General features: G+C 61.5%; 19 protein-coding genes. 8 read left to right on the forward strand and 11 right to left on the reverse strand.

Going from position 1 to position 20,629, the window contains the following annotated elements; all coding sequences use genetic code 11:
• Nucleotides 1–3: 3 nt before the first annotated feature.
• Nucleotides 4–2,232 carry a DUF3141 domain-containing protein gene (locus tag NL528_RS37675; RefSeq protein WP_309179410.1) on the reverse strand — a complete coding sequence of 743 codons (2,229 nt, stop codon included), beginning with the start codon at nucleotides 2,230–2,232 and terminating at the stop codon, nucleotides 4–6.
• Nucleotides 2,233–2,311: 79 nt separating this feature from the next.
• Nucleotides 2,312–3,394, reverse strand: a complete 1,083-nt coding sequence (locus NL528_RS37680) for an AI-2E family transporter (protein ID WP_309179411.1) — start codon at nucleotides 3,392–3,394, stop codon at nucleotides 2,312–2,314.
• A 158-nt stretch (nucleotides 3,395–3,552) separates the two neighbouring features.
• Here NL528_RS37680 and NL528_RS37685 point away from each other — a divergent pair, with 158 nt between their 5' ends.
• Nucleotides 3,553–4,074 (forward strand): GNAT family N-acetyltransferase, encoded by a 522-nt coding sequence (locus tag NL528_RS37685; RefSeq protein WP_309179412.1) that lies wholly within the window; start codon nucleotides 3,553–3,555, stop codon nucleotides 4,072–4,074.
• A gap of 26 nt (nucleotides 4,075–4,100) precedes the next feature.
• Here NL528_RS37685 and NL528_RS37690 read toward each other — a convergent pair whose 3' ends face one another.
• From NL528_RS37690 to cax, 3 genes are all read right to left on the reverse strand, one after another.
• Nucleotides 4,101–4,412 carry a hypothetical protein gene (locus NL528_RS37690; RefSeq protein ID WP_309179413.1) on the reverse strand — a complete coding sequence of 104 codons (312 nt, stop codon included), beginning with the start codon at nucleotides 4,410–4,412 and terminating at the stop codon, nucleotides 4,101–4,103.
• Between the two features lie 122 nt (nucleotides 4,413–4,534).
• Entirely contained in the window at nucleotides 4,535–5,047 is a 513-nt protein-coding gene (locus tag NL528_RS37695; protein ID WP_074270941.1) for a DUF1269 domain-containing protein, read from the reverse strand.
• Between the two features lie 16 nt (nucleotides 5,048–5,063).
• A complete protein-coding gene (gene cax, locus NL528_RS37700; RefSeq protein ID WP_309179414.1) occupies nucleotides 5,064–6,167 on the reverse strand; it encodes a calcium/proton exchanger in 1,104 nt (367 codons plus the stop codon).
• Between the two features lie 461 nt (nucleotides 6,168–6,628).
• Between cax and NL528_RS37705 the strand changes: the two genes are divergently transcribed.
• The 3 genes from NL528_RS37705 to NL528_RS37715 all read left to right on the forward strand — a co-directional run bounded on the left by NL528_RS37705 (nucleotide 6,629) and on the right by NL528_RS37715 (nucleotide 11,131).
• Nucleotides 6,629–7,024, forward strand: coding sequence for a hypothetical protein (locus tag NL528_RS37705; protein ID WP_309179415.1), 396 nt, complete (start codon nucleotides 6,629–6,631; stop codon nucleotides 7,022–7,024).
• A gap of 321 nt (nucleotides 7,025–7,345) precedes the next feature.
• Nucleotides 7,346–9,172, forward strand: coding sequence for an ATP-binding protein (locus tag NL528_RS37710; RefSeq protein ID WP_309179416.1), 1,827 nt, complete (start codon nucleotides 7,346–7,348; stop codon nucleotides 9,170–9,172).
• Between the two features lie 264 nt (nucleotides 9,173–9,436).
• Entirely contained in the window at nucleotides 9,437–11,131 is a 1,695-nt protein-coding gene (locus tag NL528_RS37715; RefSeq protein WP_309179417.1) for a GMC family oxidoreductase N-terminal domain-containing protein, read from the forward strand.
• 198 nt (nucleotides 11,132–11,329) lie between these two features.
• On the opposite strand, the gene NL528_RS37720 is transcribed toward NL528_RS37715, so the two are convergent.
• A complete protein-coding gene (locus tag NL528_RS37720; RefSeq protein ID WP_309179418.1) occupies nucleotides 11,330–12,517 on the reverse strand; it encodes an ABC transporter substrate-binding protein in 1,188 nt (395 codons plus the stop codon).
• A 596-nt stretch (nucleotides 12,518–13,113) separates the two neighbouring features.
• Between NL528_RS37720 and NL528_RS37725 the strand changes: the two genes are divergently transcribed.
• Nucleotides 13,114–13,308, forward strand: coding sequence for a hypothetical protein (locus tag NL528_RS37725; RefSeq protein WP_309179419.1), 195 nt, complete (start codon nucleotides 13,114–13,116; stop codon nucleotides 13,306–13,308).
• A gap of 56 nt (nucleotides 13,309–13,364) precedes the next feature.
• Here NL528_RS37725 and NL528_RS37730 read toward each other — a convergent pair whose 3' ends face one another.
• A complete protein-coding gene (locus NL528_RS37730; RefSeq protein ID WP_309179420.1) occupies nucleotides 13,365–14,015 on the reverse strand; it encodes an ABATE domain-containing protein in 651 nt (216 codons plus the stop codon).
• Nucleotides 14,016–14,148: 133 nt separating this feature from the next.
• On the opposite strand from NL528_RS37730, the gene NL528_RS37735 reads away from it, so the two are divergent.
• From NL528_RS37735 to NL528_RS37745, 3 genes are all read left to right on the forward strand, one after another.
• The gene (locus NL528_RS37735) at nucleotides 14,149–14,859 is read left to right on the forward strand and encodes an alpha/beta hydrolase (RefSeq protein WP_309179421.1); all 711 of its coding nucleotides are present in this window, start codon (nucleotides 14,149–14,151) and stop codon (nucleotides 14,857–14,859) included.
• 124 nt (nucleotides 14,860–14,983) lie between these two features.
• Complete coding sequence (locus NL528_RS37740; RefSeq protein ID WP_309179422.1) at nucleotides 14,984–15,844, forward strand: alpha/beta hydrolase; 861 nt, start codon at nucleotides 14,984–14,986, stop codon at nucleotides 15,842–15,844.
• A 17-nt stretch (nucleotides 15,845–15,861) separates the two neighbouring features.
• Entirely contained in the window at nucleotides 15,862–16,632 is a 771-nt protein-coding gene (locus NL528_RS37745; protein WP_309179423.1) for an SDR family oxidoreductase, read from the forward strand.
• 103 nt (nucleotides 16,633–16,735) lie between these two features.
• On the opposite strand, the gene NL528_RS37750 is transcribed toward NL528_RS37745, so the two are convergent.
• The 4 genes from NL528_RS37750 to NL528_RS37765 are packed head-to-tail and all read right to left on the reverse strand — an operon-like array spanning nucleotide 16,736 to nucleotide 20,608.
• The gene (locus NL528_RS37750) at nucleotides 16,736–17,707 is read right to left on the reverse strand and encodes a dipeptide ABC transporter ATP-binding protein (protein WP_309179424.1); all 972 of its coding nucleotides are present in this window, start codon (nucleotides 17,705–17,707) and stop codon (nucleotides 16,736–16,738) included.
• Nucleotides 17,704–18,741, reverse strand: coding sequence for an ABC transporter ATP-binding protein (locus NL528_RS37755; RefSeq protein ID WP_309179425.1), 1,038 nt, complete (start codon nucleotides 18,739–18,741; stop codon nucleotides 17,704–17,706). The genes NL528_RS37750 and NL528_RS37755 overlap by 4 nt, the downstream gene beginning before the upstream one ends.
• Nucleotides 18,742–19,683: an ABC transporter permease gene (locus NL528_RS37760; RefSeq protein ID WP_309179426.1), complete on the reverse strand. Its 942-nt coding sequence runs from the start codon at nucleotides 19,681–19,683 to the stop codon at nucleotides 18,742–18,744.
• A complete protein-coding gene (locus NL528_RS37765; RefSeq protein ID WP_309179427.1) occupies nucleotides 19,649–20,608 on the reverse strand; it encodes an ABC transporter permease in 960 nt (319 codons plus the stop codon). Before NL528_RS37765 ends, NL528_RS37760 begins: the two co-directional genes overlap by 35 nt.
• Nucleotides 20,609–20,629: the final 21 nt, after the last annotated feature.

A 20,629-nucleotide genomic window follows, 5' to 3' on the forward strand; every position in this document is an offset into this window, starting at 1 on the left:
GCGTTACGACGCCTTCGCCTTGGGATCGAAAGGGGCAACGTTCGAAGCCCTCTCCGAGGATCCCTCAGCATCCACGCCAAACAGCTCCGCGACGCGTTGCAGACGGTTTGCGACCTCGCCCGATATCGCGGCGCTGGCGGACAACACTTCGCGGATCGCAGCAAAGGCAGTACGGCGATTATCGGCATCGTCGGGCAACAGTTTCGGAATGGCGGCCAATGCAGTTTCCCGATCCAGCAGCAACATGAAGAACTGCTCGCGGACCAGCATCTTGAACTCGGACAGCGTCAGCCGCGCGCCGGTGTCGCTGCGACGAAGGTTACGCAGCGCTTCAAGGCTGCGCTCGTCCACCATCCCCCGGGCGGACCCGACATACAGCAGGCCGCGAACGGCCGCTTCCCGAAGACCTCCCTCGCCGACCCTGGATCTCAACTCGGCGATCCGCGCCTGCAGCATCTCGCGGTGCTTGGCCGACATTTCCCGCCGGCGCGACGGTACCGACTGCGGATCGATTCCGACGGCCGCCTGAACCGCCGGCGAGCCGTAGACGGCAAGGAAGATCGCTTCGCTGAGCGCCTCCTGCGAATCGCGCCAGCCGTCGAGCGCATGAACGATCTGCTTGGAGACCTGCTCCTGAAACGCCATGAACGGATTGTCCTTCGAGACAGGTTTGCGATCCTCGCTCACCTTGTCCGCCAGCGACTCAACCGCGGGCATGAAGGGATTGCGGCTGCTGAAAAGCTCGTATTGAAGCCGTAGCGGATGCAGATTGCGCATCGACTCCGCCATCTGCGGCGTCACCAGGCCCTTGATCCAGGGCTGGACGAACTTCTGGTAGTTGGCGAGATTGATCTCGGACACGCGCTTGGCGGCGGCAAACCGCCGTTCATCCTCCGGCGAATTGCCGCCCATGGCGCGGATGTCATCCAGCGTCCGGGCCTCGCAGCGCATCACCCATTGCCCGACGGCGAGATCGGCATTCGCGGTATCGTCACCCTTGGCCTCGAACGTTGCTTCGTAGAGGCCGGGCGGCAATACGTCGATCAGGTCGATGTTGCTGGAGAATTCCGCATGTTCCTTTTTGGCGATGCCGCCGGAAACGAAGATGCCGAGATGGCCGACGCTTTCATGAACCGTGTAGACAATCGTCTGCCCGTAGGCCCTGATTTCATCAACGTCGGCGTAGAGATCGAGGATCCAGTCCAGCGCCTGCTGCGGTGGCGTGATGTTGTCGCCCTTGGAGCAGAATACCAGGATCGGCGATCTGATATTGCGCAGATCGACCGTCTGACCGTCAGACATCTTGATCCGGCCGGCGGCGAGGTTGTTGCCGACGAAGAGTTCGTCGACGATGAACTGAATCTCCTCGGCATTCAGGTTGACATGTCCGCCCCACCAGCGTTCGAATTCGAGGTATCGTTCGGCCTCGGTATCGACCTTTGAGTAGACGTTGTACTGCTTGGTCCACAGCGTGTTCGACGGATTCTGGTTCTCGAAGTTTTGTACCAGCCATGCGCCGTCGAACTTGCCTCCCCCAAGATCACTGGTCAGCGCAGTCAGCCAGCTTCCTCCCAACAGGCCGCCGGAATAGCGCATCGGGTATTTGCCATGCACACCCGCCCAATAGGCAAGCGGTGCGCCGGCGACGATGATCGGTCCGAACAGTTCCGGCCTCAGCGACGCAAGGATCATGACGGCCCAGCCGGCCTGGCAGTTTCCGATCACGCAAGGCTTGCCGTCGGCTTGCGGATGGCGGCTGATGACTTTCTCGATGAACACCGCTTCGGCGCGCGCGATGCGTTCGATCGTTTGTCCAGGCATCGGTTCCGGCAGGAAGCCGATGAAATAGCAGGGATGGCCTGCTTTCATCGCGACGCCGATTTCGCTGTCCGCCTTGAAACCGCCGATTCCCGGACCATGCCCGGCGCGCGGATCGACCACGATGAAGGGTCGTCGGTTGAGATCAATTTCGACATCTTTGGGAGGAATGATGCGCACGAGCGCATAATTTACCGGCTCATCCAGCTTGCGGCCGTCGACGATCAGCTCGGCGGCATACTGCAGGACATGCGGCGCGGTTTGGGCAATATGTTCCCGATACTGGTCGCCGCGCCGACGCATGACATCCAGGAACAGGACACTCCGCTGGCCCGCATCCATCATGTACTCTACGGCCGAAGCGACAAGCCCTGACATCGGTCCGCCCGGCAACGTTGCATTGTCCATCGACATGTCTCGACCCTCACTGTCGTGTAATTCATTCAAGGTGCCTCCGCGGAGTCGAACGTTGACTTAGGTCAACGTTCGACAGTCAGTCCGGCAATGGCGTCGCGCCGGCGCGATCGGTGCGTATCCAGGCCACCGTCAGTTCCCAGGCCAGGGAGAGAATGATCGGTCCGATAAAAAGACCAATGATTCCGTGCGCGAGCGTTCCTCCGATCACCCCGATGAAGATCACGAGTGTGGGCGTCGTCAGGCCGCGCCCCATGACGAGCGGTTTCAGGATGTTGTCGAGTATGCCGACGATGCCCAGATACAATGTCAGCAGGAGCGCCGTGGTGAAATCCTTGTCCACCCAGATCCAGATGATCACGGGAAGCAGGACGATTGCCGCGCCGATCTGCACGATCGTCAGGATCATGACCGCGAAAGCCAACAGGCCGGCGCCGGGAACATCTGCCAGCTTGAACCCGATACCGGCCAGCAAGGACTGGATAATTGCGACGCCGATGACGCCCTGGGATACCGCGCGGATGGTCGCTCCTGCCAGTTCCAGAAAATGTTCGCTCTGCTCGGGCACTACCCGGGACAGGAAACCCCTGCCCGCCGCCACGAGTTGCGGCCCGCGGGAAAAGAGAAAGCCGGCCAACGCCACAGACAAAAGGAACTTGAGTGTTCCCAGGCCGGCATTGCCCGCAAGGGTGAGCATGATGCCCGCCAAGGGCTTCAGATGAGGAGCAACCTCGCGCAAGACTGCTCGAATGTTGTTGGATGCTTGATTCCAGATCTCGTAAAGCTGCGGACCGACAAGCGGCCAATTCTTGACTTGGCCTGGCGGTGAAGGAACTATCAGATCGCCAGCACTGAGTTTTTCGGCGAGGTCCCTTACCCCGTCTACCGCGCTCAACCCGAGCCAGGTGGCCGGCCCGATGACTATCCCGAGATTGACGGCGGTGAGGATTACCGCCGCGAGCCTCGGGCGACCGCCGAGCAGCCTCGCAAGAAGACCGAAGACAGGATTGAGCGCGACGGCGAGGACGATGCTCCAGGCCAGGATCGGCATAAAGGGACGGATCAGAACGAACGTCCAGTAGATCAGGAAAGCGAGCAATCCAAGCCGGATCATGAGCTGGATAACGTCGTCTCCGGGCAAGTACTGGCGAAGGGTTTTCAAGGGCGCGCCTTCATCTGAGAGCGGGCATGCTGTCCGTCAGGCTACCTGCCGCTCTCGCGCAGTAGTCTTGATCCAGATCAAGCGACCGCAAGCCGGCCCAGGCTTCATCGGCAGGCGCCGATCGAGGCCGACGCCTCGTTGTCCGCATATGAGGCCCCATGTCCGAGGCCACCAACTACACCGCGCGCGAGCTTCTCAGCGACGGCAGCCAAATCGATATCCGCGCTCTTCGGCCGGAGGATGAGGCTGACATGCTCGCTGCCGTCGGAAAGGCCAGCGCGCAGTCGCTGCAGCGCCGCTTCTTCGTCATGAAGCGCCACTTCTCGGACAAGGAGCGCGCCTTCTTCATGGATATCGATTTCAAGAATCATGTCGCTATTGTCGCGGTCGCGGAGGAAGCCGGCCGCAAGGTCATCGTCGGGGGCGGCCGGTACATTGTTTTCGAGCCCGGACGGGCCGAGATGGCATTTGTCGTCGTCGATACCTGGCAGGGACGCGGCATCGGCTCGATCCTGATGCGTCATCTCGTCAAGATCGCGAGCGATGCCCGACTGCAGGAATTGACGGCAGAAGTGCTGCCCGAAAACGCACCGATGTTAAAGGTATTTGGAAAGTTCGGCTTCAAGCCCGCGACGCGCCGAGACCCCCAGACAGTGCATCTGGTGCTGGAGCTCACGTAGGACCGCTCCGGAATGCTTGCATAAGCCTACCTCAGGCCCAGCAGCGAGCGACGGTAACCGCTATCGCGCGCTTCATTCCTGCAGACGAAGCTGCCGGTATGTCCCGACGCGTAGCGCCTCTGACCTTTCAGGTAATAGCGTCCGCTTCTGAAATCGAGCCAGACGACAGTGTCCACGGGACAATGGCGTTGCGCCTGGGCTTCATAGCGGAACGGCGCAAGAGTTTGCGCCATCGTGCTCTGTGGCGTACATAAGATAAGGGCAAAAAACGTAACGGAACAGCTGTAGAAGTACAGTCGCATGTCGCGCCTGTTTTCGTTGGCCTCAAACTGGTACACAGTGACGCCCCTTATCCCAATCTTGAGCCTTCAACGCCGTTTACCGACGCGTGTAAGCGTTGGGCAGGAATAACCTCTAAACAGCCGGGGCGTCCGCAGGTGCCTCGTACTGAATGATGCACTCATGACGGCGGTGAAGGAACGGCCGCCTGGACCCCTGCCAGGGCCGCCTGCAACGCCGCTTCCTTGGTATGGTCGAGAGACGTTTTTAGTACCGTACCACCCTCTCCCTTGAGGCCCTCAAGCACTTTGTCTGCGGTGACCTTCCGCACCAGCACGAAGAGCGCTGCCGTTCCGGGCTGGATGGCAGCAGCGGTTTCTTTCATCCATTTGTCGTCGATACCGACATCTGTCAAATATCCGCCAAGCGTGCCAGACGCTGCCCCGAGGACCGCCCCGGCCAACGGCATTAAAAAGATCAGGCCAATAAGGGTTCCCCAAAAGGTGCCCGAGACCGCACCAGCAGCCGTGGTGTTGATCAATTGATTTAGCTTGATGCGTCCCTGGATGTCCTTCACCGCAATCGCCGCATCGCCCAACTCGATGAGATACTCCTTCTGCATTGCCAGCAATTTCTGACGAACCTCCTCCGCCTTCGCCTCCGTAGGAAACGCGATCACGACGAGATCACTCATTTGCAGTCCTCCTCTATCACACCGGTCCGTGCGATCCCGGTGGAACCATATAAAGTGTCATGGCGAATATTACGTAGATGAACACCAGTAAAGCGCCAATGAACCATGCCGAACGACCGCTGTTCGTGACGAAAGTGGCCGTGACGGTGGCGATCATCACCATCGTCACTGCGCCCGGCCAGAACTGCAGATCCATCGGTTTGGGCCCGATGACGTAGCTGAGAAGCACAAGTACCGGTGCGACGAACAGCGCGATCTGGGAAGCGCTTCCGAGTGCGATGCTGACGCTCATGTCCAGGCGGTTCTTGCGCGCAGCAGAAAATGCCACCGCCATCTCGGCCGCGGCGCCGACGAGCGCGACGATGATGAAGCCGACGAAAGCCGGGCTCATCCCCAACGTCTCGGCCGCCTTTTGCACGGACTCAACGAAAATTTCGCTCACCAGTGCCACCAACACCGTGACGACGAGGAGCGTGCCGACCGCGAGGCCGATCGGCCACTTGGCCTCCTCGGTCTCGCCATGCGCTTCGTTCGCAAAGAGTTCCTTGTGCGTCTTTAGCGAGAACAGCAGGCTCAATCCGTAGGCCACGATCAGCAATATTGCGAGGCCGGCGCTGAGTTTCTGGGCCATCGCCTCGCCTCGCGTCACATCCAGTTCGGAGACCGCCGCCGGCGCGAGGAGCGCAATCGTCGCCATCAACAGCAACGCCGAATACATCCTTCCCCCGGCGCGATTGTATTCCTGAACGTGGTACCGGAGGCCACCCAACAGAAATGCCGCTCCCAGCATGAAGAGCGTATTGGTAACGATCGCGCCGGCAATCGACGCCTTCACCAGCATGTACTCTCCGGCACGGAGCGCCGTCACCGCAATGATCAACTCCGTCAGATTCCCAAGCGTCGCATTCAGCAACCCGCCTACCGCGTCACCCGTCTTTTCGGAGACGGCTTCGGTTGCATGACTGAGAAGGGCGGCAAGCGGAACGATTGCGAGGACCGCGAGCACAAACAGGAGCGTGTGAGCCTCGGGCACGATCCTTGCTGCGGCCAGCACGACTGGTACAAATATCAGCGTCCAGAGCAACGGGGTGTGTCGGATTTCCCTTAGCAGAGGGTTCATGATAATGGGCGCCTCCTTCTTGACCGTCGTCAGAGATGAGCGAGTTCACGCTTGAGGTCACCCACGCGGACTGGACGAGGAATGAACCGCCGGTCACGGTTTTGCACCTAACGGGCGTTCATCGGGAATAGTGTGGACAAAACGTGCAACACGACGCATGGCAGCTTCCTGGCAATCACTCGGCCGTCGGGTCCTCGTTGAGAAGACATTGAGCGCTCAGCGGACATTGAACGTAGGACAAGTCTCCGCTGCGCAACTCACGTTGATCTAGATCAACGGGTGCCTGCGTTGATTCGAGGAAATCTCAAGCCGTGCGGGTGACGATGTCCCCCTGGCTGCTCCCCCGATTGTCTGAACGCCTGTCGCTTGGACATGAGGATTTACCATGGCTGAAACACCCAAACTCTCCGTTGTGATGCAAGTAGGATGCACATGGTGTTCTTTGCAAATGGAGAAAGCCGATGAGATATGTCACAAAGGCCGCCCTCGCAGCTTCTTCCTTCGCGTGTGCGGCATTGTTGTCCTTCGCTTGGTCTGAACAAGGCGGCATCTCACTGTCAGTCGAGAGCGCCCAGGCACGGGTCGGCCGCCCGCTGACACCCGTGAGCGTTGCGGGTGTCGCGCGCCGCCAGACGCGGCGGGCGGTGTACGGCGCTGGGATCGCAGGTGCCGCCGTGATCGGCACGGCCGGCGCGATCGCTGCCGCACCCTACTATGGTGGAGCGGGCTATTATTCCGGTGGTCCTTACGCGGCTTACGGCTACCCCGTGCAGGACTACGCGACGCGCAATGGCTTTGTCTGCCGGCCCGGCACCCTGGTACGCCTCGACGACGGCTTGCAGCACCCCTGCCAGTAGAAGTGAAAGAGGCAGCTGTTCGAGCTGCCTCTTTGTTATTTTCCCCTGTCGTAACACAAGAAGTCCGTCGGCGCTCGTCGCCCTGAATGCACCTGCGGCGCGATCATAACGATGACGGTCGCCGCGATGCCCCTCAGCTTCGGCGACGCTCAGTCGTTGTCAGACTTTGATACTTCTGCGGCTCCTGACCAGCTCGCCACATGCTCCGATGCTGAGTTGCTGTCAGCATCGCACCGTGGCACATTACCGTCACTCTGGCACAGGCGTGATTGCGGACCGTGAGCCATGGCATGCTCGACGCGGGGTTGGCTTATTCTAATAATGCTGATTTTTTCCACGATCGGCCCTGCTGCGGCAGAGCCGAAGCGCGTGCTGCTGTTGCACTCGTTCGGTCCGCAATTTGTACCCTGGGCCTTCTTTGCAGGACATTTCCGAGAGGAACTCTTCAAGCAATCGCCAGACAAGATCGATCTCTATGAAGCCTCGCTCGAAGGGGCACGATTTCAACAACCGGACGAGCAAGGCCCGATCGTCGATTATCTGGCGGCTCTTTTCGGCACGCGAAAGCTCGACCTGATTGTGACGATTGGCGCGCCGGCTGCTTTTTTTGTTCAGAAATACCGGGCGCAGTTCTTCCCCTCCATCCCGCTCGTCATCGGTGGGCCGGAGCAGCGAGCCATCAACTACGGCACGCTCACTTCGCTTGATGCACCGGTCCCGGTGACGCTGGACTTCAGGAAGTGGATCGAAAATATTCTGGAAGTTCTCCCGAACACGACCCACATCGCATGGGTTGTTGGTGCATCTCCCCTTGAGAGGTTCTGGACGGAGGAGTTCCGCCGTACATCGCAGCCGTTCACGGACAGAATATCATTCGAATGGTTCAATGACCTGCGATTTGAAGATATGTTGAAACGCATATCGCAACTGCCGCCGCACTCTGCCGCATTCTACGTGGACCTTCGTGTCGACGCAGCCGGCGTTCCGCTGGACTGGGATCTGGTTCTACCGAAACTTAGAGAGGCTACCAACGCGCCCATCTTCAGCTATATTGACAGCTACCTCGGGTCGGGCATCGTTGGCGGGCCGATGCTCTCCAGCGAGGAAGTTGGACGACGGATGGCACAAGCCGCTGTTCGCATCCTGAGCGGCGAATCCCCAGGCGACCTCAAAATGCAACCGGTGACCCTTGGGGTACCGCAGTACGACTGGCGGGAACTTCAGCATTGGAACATCAGCGAGGATCGGCTTCCCGCCGGCAGTATGGTTCGTTTTCGCGAGCCGACGGTGTGGCAGCAATATCGCTGGCAGATCGCCTTGATGTGCGCGGTGTTCCTGCTGCAGGGCGTGCTGATCTCCGGCCTGTTGTATCAGCGGCGGCGGCGCCTCTATGCCGAAGTTCAATCGCGGCAACGCTCGGCGGAGCTGGCCCACATGAACCGCTTTTCCACGGCTGGTGAACTTACCGCCACGATCGCGCACGAGATCAACCAGCCGCTGGGCGCTATTCTGACCAACATCGAAACAGCTGAAATCATGATCAAATCTCCGACCCCCGATCTGCAGGAGATCGGGGAAATCCTCGCCGACATACGCCGGGACGACGCGCGCGCCAGCGAAGTCATTGGCCGATTGCGGAGCCTGCTGAAGAAGGCACCATTTGAGCCCAAACATATTGATCTCAACGATGTTGTGCGCGAGACCATGCAGTTTCTTTCGGCGCTGGCGATTGCGCGGGAAGTTGGCTTGACCAATTTCATTGCACCGACGCCACTTCCCGTCAAAGGTGATCTAATTCAACTTCAGCAGGTCATCCTGAATCTGATCGTCAACGCTATGGATGCGATGTCAGGCATGCCGAGCGCTGAACGCAGGATTACCGTCACGACTGCACGTGACGGCAATTCTGCCGAGCTCTCTGTTTCGGATGTCGGTCCGGGCATTCCCGTTGAGAAACTCAAGGAGGTGTTCGAGCCGTTTTTCACGACAAAACCCCAAGGCATGGGCATGGGCTTGTCGATTGCGCGAACCATCGTCGAAGCCCACGGCGGACGGCTGTCGGCAGAGAACCTGGCGGGACGCGGCGCGGCGTTTCGCATGAGACTGCCGCTTGCCGCGCCGTCAGGGGCAAGCGAGACAATGAACTGAGACAAACATCAGGAAACATCGGGAGTTCCGATTGTCTCAAGAAATGATAAGTGCTTGATTTCTCTGCAAGCCGTCAGCACTGCCGTGCCCGCCAGCCTTCGCTCGCGAAGCGAGTGAAGGCTGCCGCGCCGGAGCCTCTTGGCGAAGGCGGGCTGCTCGGCCCGCGAGCTACGGCTCGGCAAGCCGCGCAAGCAATCGACCTGCGTGACCCAAAGACGGAACTGCGCTACCTTGCCAAGATAAAAACGAGGGGAAGCGCAAAACGTGTACGACTTCATCATCGTTGGTGGCGGGTCGGCGGGATCCGTACTGGCCCACAGGCTGTCCACCAGCAGCGCCAACAAGGTCCTCCTCTGCGAGGCGGGACAGGACACACCGCCCGGCAACGAGCCGTCCGAGATTCTGGATAGCTATTCGGGCCTGGCCTATTTCGATCCGCGCTTCCACTGGACCGGGCTCAAAGTCACGACCCAGGTCGTCAGCCACAACAACCCCGAGGAACGCCCGCCCTTGCGCAAATATGAGCAAGCGCGCGTGCTGGGCGGCGGCTCCTCCATCAATGGCCAATTGGCCAATCGTGGCGCGCCGACCGACTACGATGAATGGGAAGCGCGCGGCGCTGCCGGCTGGAGCTGGAACGACGTGCTGCCCTATTTCAGGAAGGTCGAGCGCGACCTCGACTTCGACGGGGCGTTCCACGGCAAAGACGGCCGTATCCCCGTCCGCCGCATCCCGCGGGAGCACTGGACAGGACATTCGCAAGCCGTGGCCGAGGCCTGCGAACTCGCCGGCTATGATTTCCTGCCCGACCAGAACGGCGAGTTCGTTGAAGGCTATTTCCCGGTCACGCATTCCAATCAGGCCGAGCAGCGCGTCTCGGCCGCGATGGGCTATCTCGATCGCGAGACGCGCAGGCGCGCCAACCTGACCATCTCGACCAATACGCAGGTGAAGGAGCTCTTGTTCGAGGGCACGCGCTGTGTCGGCGTGAAGGCGGTGGTCGACGGCAGAGAGCAGGAGTTCCGCGGCCGCGAAGTCGCGCTCTCCTGCGGCGCGATCCACTCGCCGGCGCATCTCCTGCGCTCCGGCATCGGCCCGGTCGGTCACCTGAAGGACATGGGCATTCCCGTCCTGATGGGCCTTGAAGGTGTCGGCCAGCGCTTGATGGATCATCCCTCGATCTCATTGTCGTCATTCGTCCGCCGCAGCGCACGCATGAATGAGCACACAAGACGCCACATCCAGCTTGGGCTGCGTTACTCCTCCGGGTTGCCCGGTGTGCCAAGAGGCGACATGTTCGTTGCCGTCCTCAGCAAGTCGGCCTGGCATGCGGTCGGCGCGCAGATCGCCTCGCTGCTCACCTTCGTCAACAAGACCTACTCTGAGACCGGACAGGTGAAGCTCGCCTCGCGCAATCCGGAGGCGGAGCCGGTCGTCGAGTTCAACCTCCTGTCGGACCGGCGCGACCTTGACCGCCTCATGAGCGGTTTTCGCAAGATGGCGGCACTACAGATGACCGCGCCTGTCAGAGCCGTGACCGACAAGCCGTTCCCGGCTTCCTACACCGACCGTGTGCGCAAGATCGGCGTGGTCAATGCCAAGAACAAAATCCTCACCTCGATTGCCGCCGCCTTGATGGACGGGCCGGCGGCGCTACGCCACTACATGATCGATACGTTCGTCGTCGAAGGATTTACGTTCGACGACGTGATGAACGACGACGACGCGCTGGAAGCCTTCGTGCGCAAGGCGGCAATCGGCGTATGGCACGCCTCGTGCTCATGTCGCATGGGCCGGGCCGACGATCCGATAGCGGTCGTCGATACGCAGGGCCGCGTCAAGGGCGTCCAGGGTTTGCGCGTCGTCGACGCCTCGATCTTCCCGGTGGTGCCATGCGCAAACACCAACTTCCCAACCCTGATGGCTGCCGAGAAGATCGCCGAAGCCATGATGCAGTAAGGTATTTCCGCATCGTCATGGCCAGGCATAGCCGTCCGAAGGACGGCGTCGCTTCCGGTCGCCTATGACCCGGCCATCCACGTCTTTTTCATGCGGAAACTAAGACGTGGATGCCCGGAATCGCAGACAAGTTTACGCAGTCTGCGCACGCTTGACTGCTACGGCCGGGCATGACGAATCTTGGTGGAGGCGTTTGTCCTAAGCCCCGTAACCCGGCGCCAGCTTGAACGCGCCATTCTTGAGCGAATTGGCCTCGACCATGACGATACCCTCGTCCGGATAGCCGTCGTGGCGTTCGGGCGTGAATGAGATGTCGCCGAAGACACTGGGATAGCCGTTCAGCTTGTTGAGATAGCCGACGATCTGTTCCGGTTCGGCGCCGGCGTTCTTCACCGCCTGCGCGATCATGTTCGGCGAGTCATAGCCGACCGCGACCCACCACAGAAGCGTATCGCTGAGCTCGATCCTGGCGCTCTTCAGTCGGTCGAGGAAGGCGGCGGTGCGATCGGTGAGCTTGTCGTCGGCGTCATAGCAGACGGGACGGAAATTGTTGGGATAGACCCTGGCCCAGTATTCGGGCTTTTCCAGCAAGGCCCGGGTCTGGCCGGAGCCGAGCGTGGTCTGGCCCACGATCGGCACGTCCCATTGCGTCTGCCCACGTGTATTGATGATACGCGAGAGGAATCCGGGATTCACGCTCCAGGGCATGATCGCCTCCGCTCCGGCGGAGCGCATGCGCAGGATTTCGGCTGTGAGATCCGGATTGGCGGCGTCGATGTTGCCCTGGTAGACGATTTCCGCGTTCCTGGCCTTGAGCATCGGCACATAGGCGTTGACCGAGGCGGTGCCGTAGCCGGTGGTATCGCTGATCACCGCCACCTTCTTGCACTTGAGCACGTCCACAACATAACGGTTGGCGGCGGCGCCGATCTGCTGGTTGGTGGAGGCGTTGCGGAAACACATCGGATATTTTTTCGGATCAGTCAGGCTGTCGACCCAGCACGGATGGATCTGCGGCGTGTTCGCACGGGCGAGCAGCGGCACGACCGCGAGCGACTCGCCGGAATTGACTGGACCCAGGACGACGCTCACCTTGTGGGCGTGGATGAGCTCGGCGGCTCCGTTCACGGCCTTGGTCGGCTCGCTTTGGGTGTCGCGGACGATCAGCTCGATCTGCCGCCCGTCGATGCCACCGGCCGCGTTGATCTCCTGCACAGCGAGCTGGACTCCGCGATTGATCCCGATCCCGGTGGAGGATGAGGGACCGGTGAGTGCCGGTAGATAACCGATCAGGATCGGCTCCTTGGCGGCGATCGCGGGCTTGGCGACGGTGCTTGCAATCGCGGCGGCGGCGGACGCCAGCGCTTGACGACGGGTCAGCGACATTTTGATTTCCTCCCTACGTGTTCTTGATTCACTCCCAAACTTGGTGAGGTTTCTTTGAGGTCGGATTTCTTCGACGTCCGCGACGGACTATAGCCGTGGCTTGACGGTTCGCATAGCGATACCCTTAGAGCTCAACCCGGCGTTGCGATCGCGCGATCCCGTCATGCGGACCGGCCCATGATGCAGCGCATCATGCGAGGTTGATCCAATTCCACGCTCGCGTCATGAGCGTGAACTCATGAATCAAAGGTGTCTGCGGACGTCCGCTTTGATCGAGGCACGTCGCTCTGGCTTGGCCCTTTGAGCAGGGTATTCCGGCGCTTGTCGGTTCTGGCCGCGGACACCTCGACGCACGGAGAGCAACGACCCCGCCAACACCGAGCACGGCACTCGACTCGGCTCAGCCCGCTGGATCGAAAAATGATGCCGGAGCTATGCCTTGCCAGCACCAACGTCCGGCGAAACCTGGGTTCCGATAGCATGGCTGATCCCTTGCGGTCTCTTCTGAAAGGTTTCAGATTAGATGCACCGAGCGGGTCAGTTTGATCTGCAGACGACTGCCTGCTTGATCCTCTGGTCTATGGTGGGGGAATCACATGCCCATTAAACCGCTCGCTGTTACGGACAGGGACCTGATGCGCGCCCGTCAAATCGAGCGCTCGTGGACGCCGCCCCTTAAGGGGCTCTCCTGCGATGAAGCTGAGATCATTGCGAGGGCGATCGCGCAGGGCATCGCGGAGGGTCGCAAGCAAGGTTTGGAACTGGCCAAGGATCTGGCTAGCTCGGCCTAGGCACCTCAGGGGTTCATCAGATCGACGGAGCAGAAGCGGACCGCCGTCTGCCGGCTTTATTGTTGCATCTTGAGCCGGTGTCGGTGAGCAGCCTGTTTCGCGCGGTTGCCGCAGATCGCCATGATGCACCATCGGCGCGCACGGCCTCGCGTATGGTCGGCGAACATCAGCGTGCAGGCCGGCCCCTCGCACGCCTTCACGTTTGAGAAGTCTTCTTCGCAAACGAATTTCGCCAGCGCTTCACCGATCGGCAGCAGCAGCGCTTCCGGCGACCTCCATCGGCGCATCGTTCGAAACGCCAGACCCGCGCCATGGCCGCGGTCGTGAGCTACGATTCGCCCGAACCCTTCATCGCGTTCGAGCAGCCGGTTCAGCGGCGCCAACTCGCGCAGGTCTGCTGAAGCAAGCGGCCGCCCTTTGCGCTGCCGGACGAATCCTCTGAACCATTCACGCAGGCTTCGCGCCTGAGCCGCGACGTTGTCGAACTCTCCGGGCATCGCCTGTGCCCGCAAAGCTTCAAGCGTTTCGGCCGGTACGAGTTGCGCCTGCGCCAGCCAGGCCAGCAGACCATCGCCGTCGTCGATCCAGTCGATTTCCGTGTCCACCGGAGTCGCAACCGAATTCAGGAAATCCAGACCGAGCGCGTCGGCGACGAATATCGCGGGCGGGCGTTGAGGCACCGTTTGAGCGTGCGGGGTTTTGGTCATCTCTGCGCCTTGGTCATCTTTCAGTCACAAAATAACCCCTCTGAGCCCTCTTGACAAGTTATTCTTGTTGGAAGTAACCCCTCTATAGCATTTAGACAGGTTACTACAAAGAGAACCAGCAAGGAGGTGAGAAATGTCTGTCAACGATGTGAGCGTGGTGCTCGTCCATGGCGCCTGGGCCGACGGATCGAGCTGGAGCAAGGTGATCGGCCCGCTCAGGGCTGAAGGCACCCGGGTCGTTGCCGCACCGCTGCCGCTAACCTCTCTGGCCGACGACGTGGCCGCGCTTGACCGGACCCTGGAGCGGATCGAAGGCCCGGTCGCGCTGGTCGGCCATGCCTATGCCGGCGCCGTGATTGCGGCGACCCGCGACGAGAAAGTCGGATCGCTGGTCTATGTCGCGGCACTCGCCCCCGACGAAGGGGAGACGGTCGCGGATGTGTTTTATCGCGCCGCGCCGCATCCGCAGGCGCCCTTGCTGGCCCCTGACAAGCATGGCGCGATCTGGCTTCCCGAACACGCCTTTGCCGAGGCGTTCGCTCAGCATGCTTCCACCGAAGAGCGGGCATTGCTGGCTGCCGTTCAGCGGCCGATCGCTGCTGCCTGTATCGGCGTCAAGGTGGGCCGGCCGCTTTGGAAGGATCGTCCGAGCTGGTTCCTCGTGGCCGAGCAGGATCGCATGATCATCGCAGACACCCAGCGTTTCATGGCGGAACGCATGCAGGCGAAGGTGCGTTCACATCCGGTCGATCATACGCCGATCGTGACCGCGCCCGGCGTCGTCGTGGACATCATCCGCGAGGCGATGCGCGCCGCAACGGCGGTCCGTACGCCAGGCCGGTGAGATAGCCACCCCCCATCTCAAGGAACTGCAAAAGGCACCGCGATCCCGCGCCAACGGCAGCTACACAAGACGGCCAATAACCTTCCTTGCCCTTCAATATGGTTACAAACCCAGGAGAACCCCAATGACTGCGATCAAATACCGGTCCGCGGATGTGGACGGCCTGAAGATCTTTTATCGCGAGGCCGGGGCCGCCGATGCACCGGCGCTGCTGTTGCTTCACGGCTTTCCGAGCGCGAGCCACATGTTCCGTGATCTCATCCCACTTCTCGCCGATCGCTTCCACATCATCGCACCCGACCTGCCGGGCTTCGGCCAATCTGACATGCCGGCGCGGAGCAACTTCACCTACACATTCGACCACATCGCCGGAATCATCGACCGCTTTACCGAAGTGATCGGGCTGAAGCGCTTTGCGATCTATGTCTTCGACTATGGCGCGCCGACAGGTTTTCGGATCGCCGCAAAACATCCCGACCGCATCACCGCGATCATCTCGCAGAATGGCAACGCCTATGAGGAGGGGCTGAGCGAGGGCTGGAATCCGATTCGCGCGTATTGGAAGGAGCCGTCGCAGGCCAATCGCCAAGCGCTCCGCGCCTTCCTCGCGCCCGAAACGACGCGCTGGCAATACACCCACGGCGTGGCTGACGAGGTCACGGTTTCTCCTGACGGATTGTCGCTGGACAATTTCTATCTGGCGCGCCCCGGCGCCGATGAGATCCAGCTGGACCTGTTCGGCGACTACAAGAGCAACATCGCGCTCTATCCGGCTTTCCAAGACTACTTCCGCACGCACAAGCCGCCATTCCTGGCGGTGTGGGGCAAGAACGATCCGTTCTTTCTGCCGCCCGGCGCCGAGGCCTTCAGGCGCGACATTCCCGGTGCGGTCGTCCGCTTCTTCGACACCGGCCATTTCGCGCTGGAGACGCATGCCGCAGAGATCGCCGCAGCGATTCGCGAATTCCTCGCCGTCCACATCTAAAGACCGGGAGACATCACATGTCGACATCCGTAGCGATCGTCACGGGCGCGAGCCAGGGCATCGGCCGTTCCACCGCCATCCGACTCGCACGTGACTTTTCGTCGATCGTGCTCGCCGCGCGCGACCGTCCCAATCTCGACAAGACGGCCGAGGCGGTGAAGGCGGCCGGCGCCGAACCGCTCGTCACCGATATCGATCTTTCCGAGATAGCGGCCGCGAAAAGCATCGTCGATCAGACGCTCTCCGCATTCGGCCGGATCGATGCGCTGCTCAACATCGCCGGCGCGGTGCCGCAGATCGATCTCTTCGAGATGACCGACGCGCAATGGGATGGCGGCCTTGCGCTCAAGCTGCACGGCGCCCGCCGGCTGACGATCGCGGCATGGCCGGCGTTGAGGCAAGCCAAGGGTTCGGTCGTGCTGATGTCGGGGAATTCGGCGCTGTTCCCCAAGGCGCCGTACGCGGCCGTGGGCACGATCAACGCGGCGATCGTGGCGCTCGCCAAGGCTTTTTCGGATCGCGGCATCGCCGACGGGGTCCAGGTCAACAGTGTTCTGCCCGGCCCTGTCATGACCGGCCGGCGGCGTTCCTACCTCGCGCATTGGGCGCCGCTGCACAACATGACCGTGGAGGAGGCGACCGCGAAATTCCCGCAGGAAGCCGGCATCGCACGCTATGGCGAGCCGGAGGAGATCGCCGAACTGATGGCCTTTCTGGTATCGCCGGGCGCCCGCTGGATGACCGGCTCGACGCTGCGGATGGATGGCGGCGAGGTCAAATCGGTTTGAGGCCTGGAATACCCGTACGGACTGAAGACGAAGGCGGGCCCCGTTGCACGCAGTCTATGCCTGGCGCAGCCACGCGGGGACCGTCAGGACGAGGCACCGGCTCTCACCGCAAATGACAGGCGACCCAATGCCCGTCGGCGCTTTGCTTGAGCGCCGGCACCTGGCTGCTGCATAACGGAAACTGCGCGATCGGGCATCGGGTGTGAAAATGGCAGCCGGACGGCGGATGAATTGGGCTTGGCACCTCGCCCTGCAACCGGATGCGCTGGCGCTTTACTTTCGGATCCGGAATCGGGACCGCCGACAACAGCGCTTCGGTATAGGGATGCTTGGGCGAGGTATACAACTCGCGGGCCGGCGCGGTCTCGACGATACGGCCGAGATACATCACGGCGACGCGCCGGCTGATATGCTCGACCACCGACAGGTCATGGGCAATGAAGAGATAGGCCAGCCCGAATTTCTGCTGCAGGTCCTCCAGGAGATTGATGATCTGGGCCTGGATCGACACATCCAGCGCCGACACCGGCTCGTCGCAGATGATCAACTTGGGCTCGACGGCGAGCGCGCGCGCGATGCCGATGCGCTGGCGCTGGCCCCCGGAGAACTCGTTCGGATAGCGCCCCATATGATCCGCTCGCAGACCGACGGTCTCGAGCAAATTCACGACACGCTCTTCGAACTGCCGTCTGGTTTTCGTCAAGCGGTGAATGATCAGGGCTTCGCCGACGATCGCGCCGACATTCATGCGCGGATTGAGCGACGCATAGGGGTCCTGAAAGATGATCTGGATGTCGCGGCGCAGCGCCCGTAGCTCGCTGGCCTGCAGCCGCCTGACATTCTTGCCTTCAAAATGGATCTCGCCGGAACTCGGTTCGATCAGCCGAAGCACGCAACGCCCGGTGGTCGACTTTCCGCAACCGGATTCGCCGACCAGCCCGAGGGTTTCGCCGCGGTCGACGTTGAAATCGACACCGTCGACGGCATGGACGCTGCCGGCCTGACGGCCGAACAGGCCGCCTTTGATCGGAAACTGCTTGGTCAGGTTCCAGACCCTGAGCAACGGCTCACTCATTGGACGACCGTCTGTTCGGCATGGATACACGCAACCTTGTGGCCCGGTTCGAGCTCGCGCAAGGCGGGTTGCGTGTGCCTGCATTCATCCGTCGCAAAACTGCAGCGCGGCGCGAAGCGGCAGCCGGCCGGCGGATCGATCAGCTTCGGCACGCTGCCCGCGATCGTCTGCAGGCGGGTCTTGCGGACCGCTGCCAGATCGAGACGCGGGATCGAGCGGATCAGGCCCCGGGTATAGGGATGCCGGGGATTTGCGAACAGCCTCTCGCAGGAGGCTTCCTCCACCACCTTGCCCGCATACATCACCACGACCCGCTGCGCGACCTCGGCGACGACGCCCATGGCGTGAGTGATCAGCAAGATCGACATGCCGAAGCGGGATTTCATGTCCTGCAGCAGATCCAGGATCTGCGCCTGGATCGTGACATCGAGCGCCGTGGTCGGCTCGTCGGCGATCAGCAGTTTGGGGCGGCACGACAGCGCCATCGCGATCATCACGCGCTGACGCATGCCGCCGGAAAACTGATGCGGATAGTCGTTGACGCGGGCTTTCGGATTCGGGATCTGGACCAGCGCCAGCATCTCGATGGTTCGCTCCAGCACGGCGCGGCGGCTCAATCCTTCGTGCAGCGCGATCACCTCGCCGATCTGATCGCCGATGGTGTAGACCGGATTGAGCGAGGTCATCGGCTCCTGGAACACGATGGCGATTTCCCGGGCGCGAATTTTGTTCATCTCGTTGGCCGGCAGCGGAACAAGGTCGCGGCCCTGCCACAGGATCTGCCCGCCGGCGATGCGGCCGGGCGGCATCGCGATGAGTTTCAGCACGGACAGCGCGGTGACGGTCTTGCCGCAGCCGGACTCCCCGACGACGCAGACGGTTTCGCCGGGCCCGACGGTGAGATCGACGCCATCCACCGCATGCACGATGCCGTCGTCGGTGGCGAAGTGAGTCCTGAGGCCCCTGATATCCAGCAGCGCGGTTTCGCCGGCAGGTTTTTGGTCGAGCTCTATCACGGGCGCGTCGCTCGACATCTACATGACTTTCCTGGGATCAAGCGCGTCGCGCAACCCGTCGCCGATGAAATTGATCGCGAGCACGGTCAGGAAGATCGCAGCCCCCGCGAACAGCGCCCAATGCGGTGCAATGTCGAGGTAATCCTTGGCGTCGAACAGAAGCCGGCCCCAGGTCGGAATATCCGGTGGGAAACCAAGACCCAGAAACGACAGCGTCGATTCCGCGATGATCGCCGCCGCAACATCAATGGTGCCGGCCACGATCACCGGCCCGAGCGAGTTCGGCAGGATATGCCTGAGCACCAGCCGCGGGGTCGTCGCGCCGAGCGCCCTCGCCGCCTCGACGAATTCCTTCTCGCGCAGCGACAGGAATTGCGCCCGCACCAGCCGCGCCACCGGCATCCAGCGAAAGGCTCCGATCACCAGGACGATCAGGATGAAGACGCCGCCTTCCGGGCCGACCAAGGCTTTAAGGAAATCCCGGAACAGATAGATCACCAGCAACAGCAGCGGCAACTGCGGCAGCGCCAGGAACAGGTCGGTGATCCACATCAGCACGGCGTCGACGCTGCCACGGGAGATGCCCGATATCGCGCCGATCAGGGTGCCGGCGATGATGGCGACCGTCATCGCCGCGAAGCCGACCGTAAGCGAAATGCGTCCGCCATACAGCATGCGCGCCAGCAGGTCCTGGCCGAGATCGTCGGTGCCGAACGGGTGCTGCCAGGACGGCGAACTGAGCCGCGCGGTGAAATCGATTTCGTTGATCGGCAGGCGCCAGACCAACGGCCCGAGCAAAACCGCCGCCGCCAGCAGCGCCAGGATCACCACGCTCGCAACGGCCATGCGATGGCGGCGAAACTTTCGCCACGCCTCGAAGCCGGGCGAAATGTGCCGCCGGCGCCCCTCAAGCGGGACGGCGACGTCAGCGATAGGAGATGCGTGGGTCAAGCCAGCCATAGATGATATCAGCCAGGAGGTTGAAGATGACGACGAGACAGGCGAACACGAACGTCACCGCCATGATGACAGGCGTGTCGTTGGCGAGGATCGATGTGATCAGCAATGAGCCGATGCCCGGGATGCGAAAAATCTGTTCGGTGACGATGGCGCCGCCGAACACCGCGGGCATCTGCAGCGCGACCAGCGTCACCACGGGAATCAGCGCGTTACGGACCACGTGCTTGATCACGACCTTGCCTTCGCCAATGCCCTTCGCGCGCGCGGTCGTGACATAGTCGAGGCGGATGACATCCAGTACCGCGGAGCGCACATACCTCGTATAGGATGCGGCCTGAAACAGGCCGAGCACCGTGACCGGCATGATGCCCTGCTTGAAATATTCCCAATACCAGTGCCAGCCGGTGGCGGGGATATCGACGCGATAGACGAACGGCAGCCAGCCGAGATTGACGCTGAAGATCAGGATCAGCAACAGGCCGGTGAAGAAAGTCGGCAGCGAAAAGCCGACAAAGGCGAAGGTGTTGGCGATCTGGTCGAAGATCGAATAGGGCCGCATGGCGGCATAGACGCCGACCGGCAGCGCAATCGCCAACGCCAGGATCTGCGAGGAGCCGACCACGAACAACGTGGTCGGGACGCGCTGCAGGATCAATTTGTCGACATCGATGCGGCTCGAGAACGAAAAACCCCAGTCGCCGTGCAGCATGGCGACCAGCCAGCGCAGATAGCGAACGAAAATAGGATCGTCGATCCCGAATTTCACCCGCAACGCCTCCCGCACTTCGGGCGGGATATTGCTGTTGGTGGCGAGCTCGCCGAACGGATCGCCAGGTGCCAGCGCCAGCAGCACGAACAGAACGAGACTGATGCCGAGCAGACTGGGAAGAGCGATGATCAGGCGCCGGAGAATGTATTTTCCCATCGTCGTCCCGCTTGTCGCCTG

The organism is Bradyrhizobium sp. Ash2021 (genome assembly GCF_031202265.1).
GTDB lineage: Bacteria > Pseudomonadota > Alphaproteobacteria > Rhizobiales > Xanthobacteraceae > Bradyrhizobium.

Excerpts from the sequence above, each read along its gene's own strand:
- NL528_RS37675 (WP_309179410.1), bottom strand. The coding sequence starts at position 2,232 with ATGTCGATGGACAATGCAACGTTGCCGGGCGGACCGATGTCAGGGCTT.
- NL528_RS37685 (WP_309179412.1), top strand. The coding sequence starts at position 3,553 with ATGTCCGAGGCCACCAACTACACCGCGCGCGAGCTTCTCAGCGACGGC.
- NL528_RS37695 (WP_074270941.1), bottom strand. The coding sequence starts at position 5,047 with ATGAGTGATCTCGTCGTGATCGCGTTTCCTACGGAGGCGAAGGCGGAG.
- cax (WP_309179414.1), bottom strand. The coding sequence starts at position 6,167 with ATGAACCCTCTGCTAAGGGAAATCCGACACACCCCGTTGCTCTGGACG.
- NL528_RS37705 (WP_309179415.1), top strand. The coding sequence starts at position 6,629 with ATGAGATATGTCACAAAGGCCGCCCTCGCAGCTTCTTCCTTCGCGTGT.
- NL528_RS37710 (WP_309179416.1), top strand. The coding sequence starts at position 7,346 with ATGCTGATTTTTTCCACGATCGGCCCTGCTGCGGCAGAGCCGAAGCGC.
- NL528_RS37720 (WP_309179418.1), bottom strand. The coding sequence starts at position 12,517 with ATGTCGCTGACCCGTCGTCAAGCGCTGGCGTCCGCCGCCGCCGCGATT.
- NL528_RS37725 (WP_309179419.1), top strand. The coding sequence starts at position 13,114 with ATGCCCATTAAACCGCTCGCTGTTACGGACAGGGACCTGATGCGCGCC.
- NL528_RS37730 (WP_309179420.1), bottom strand. The coding sequence starts at position 14,015 with ATGACCAAAACCCCGCACGCTCAAACGGTGCCTCAACGCCCGCCCGCG.
- NL528_RS37735 (WP_309179421.1), top strand. The coding sequence starts at position 14,149 with ATGTCTGTCAACGATGTGAGCGTGGTGCTCGTCCATGGCGCCTGGGCC.
- NL528_RS37740 (WP_309179422.1), top strand. The coding sequence starts at position 14,984 with ATGACTGCGATCAAATACCGGTCCGCGGATGTGGACGGCCTGAAGATC.
- NL528_RS37745 (WP_309179423.1), top strand. The coding sequence starts at position 15,862 with ATGTCGACATCCGTAGCGATCGTCACGGGCGCGAGCCAGGGCATCGGC.
- NL528_RS37750 (WP_309179424.1), bottom strand. The coding sequence starts at position 17,707 with ATGAGTGAGCCGTTGCTCAGGGTCTGGAACCTGACCAAGCAGTTTCCG.
- NL528_RS37755 (WP_309179425.1), bottom strand. The coding sequence starts at position 18,741 with ATGTCGAGCGACGCGCCCGTGATAGAGCTCGACCAAAAACCTGCCGGC.
- NL528_RS37760 (WP_309179426.1), bottom strand. The coding sequence starts at position 19,683 with ATGGCTGGCTTGACCCACGCATCTCCTATCGCTGACGTCGCCGTCCCG.
- NL528_RS37765 (WP_309179427.1), bottom strand. The coding sequence starts at position 20,608 with ATGGGAAAATACATTCTCCGGCGCCTGATCATCGCTCTTCCCAGTCTG.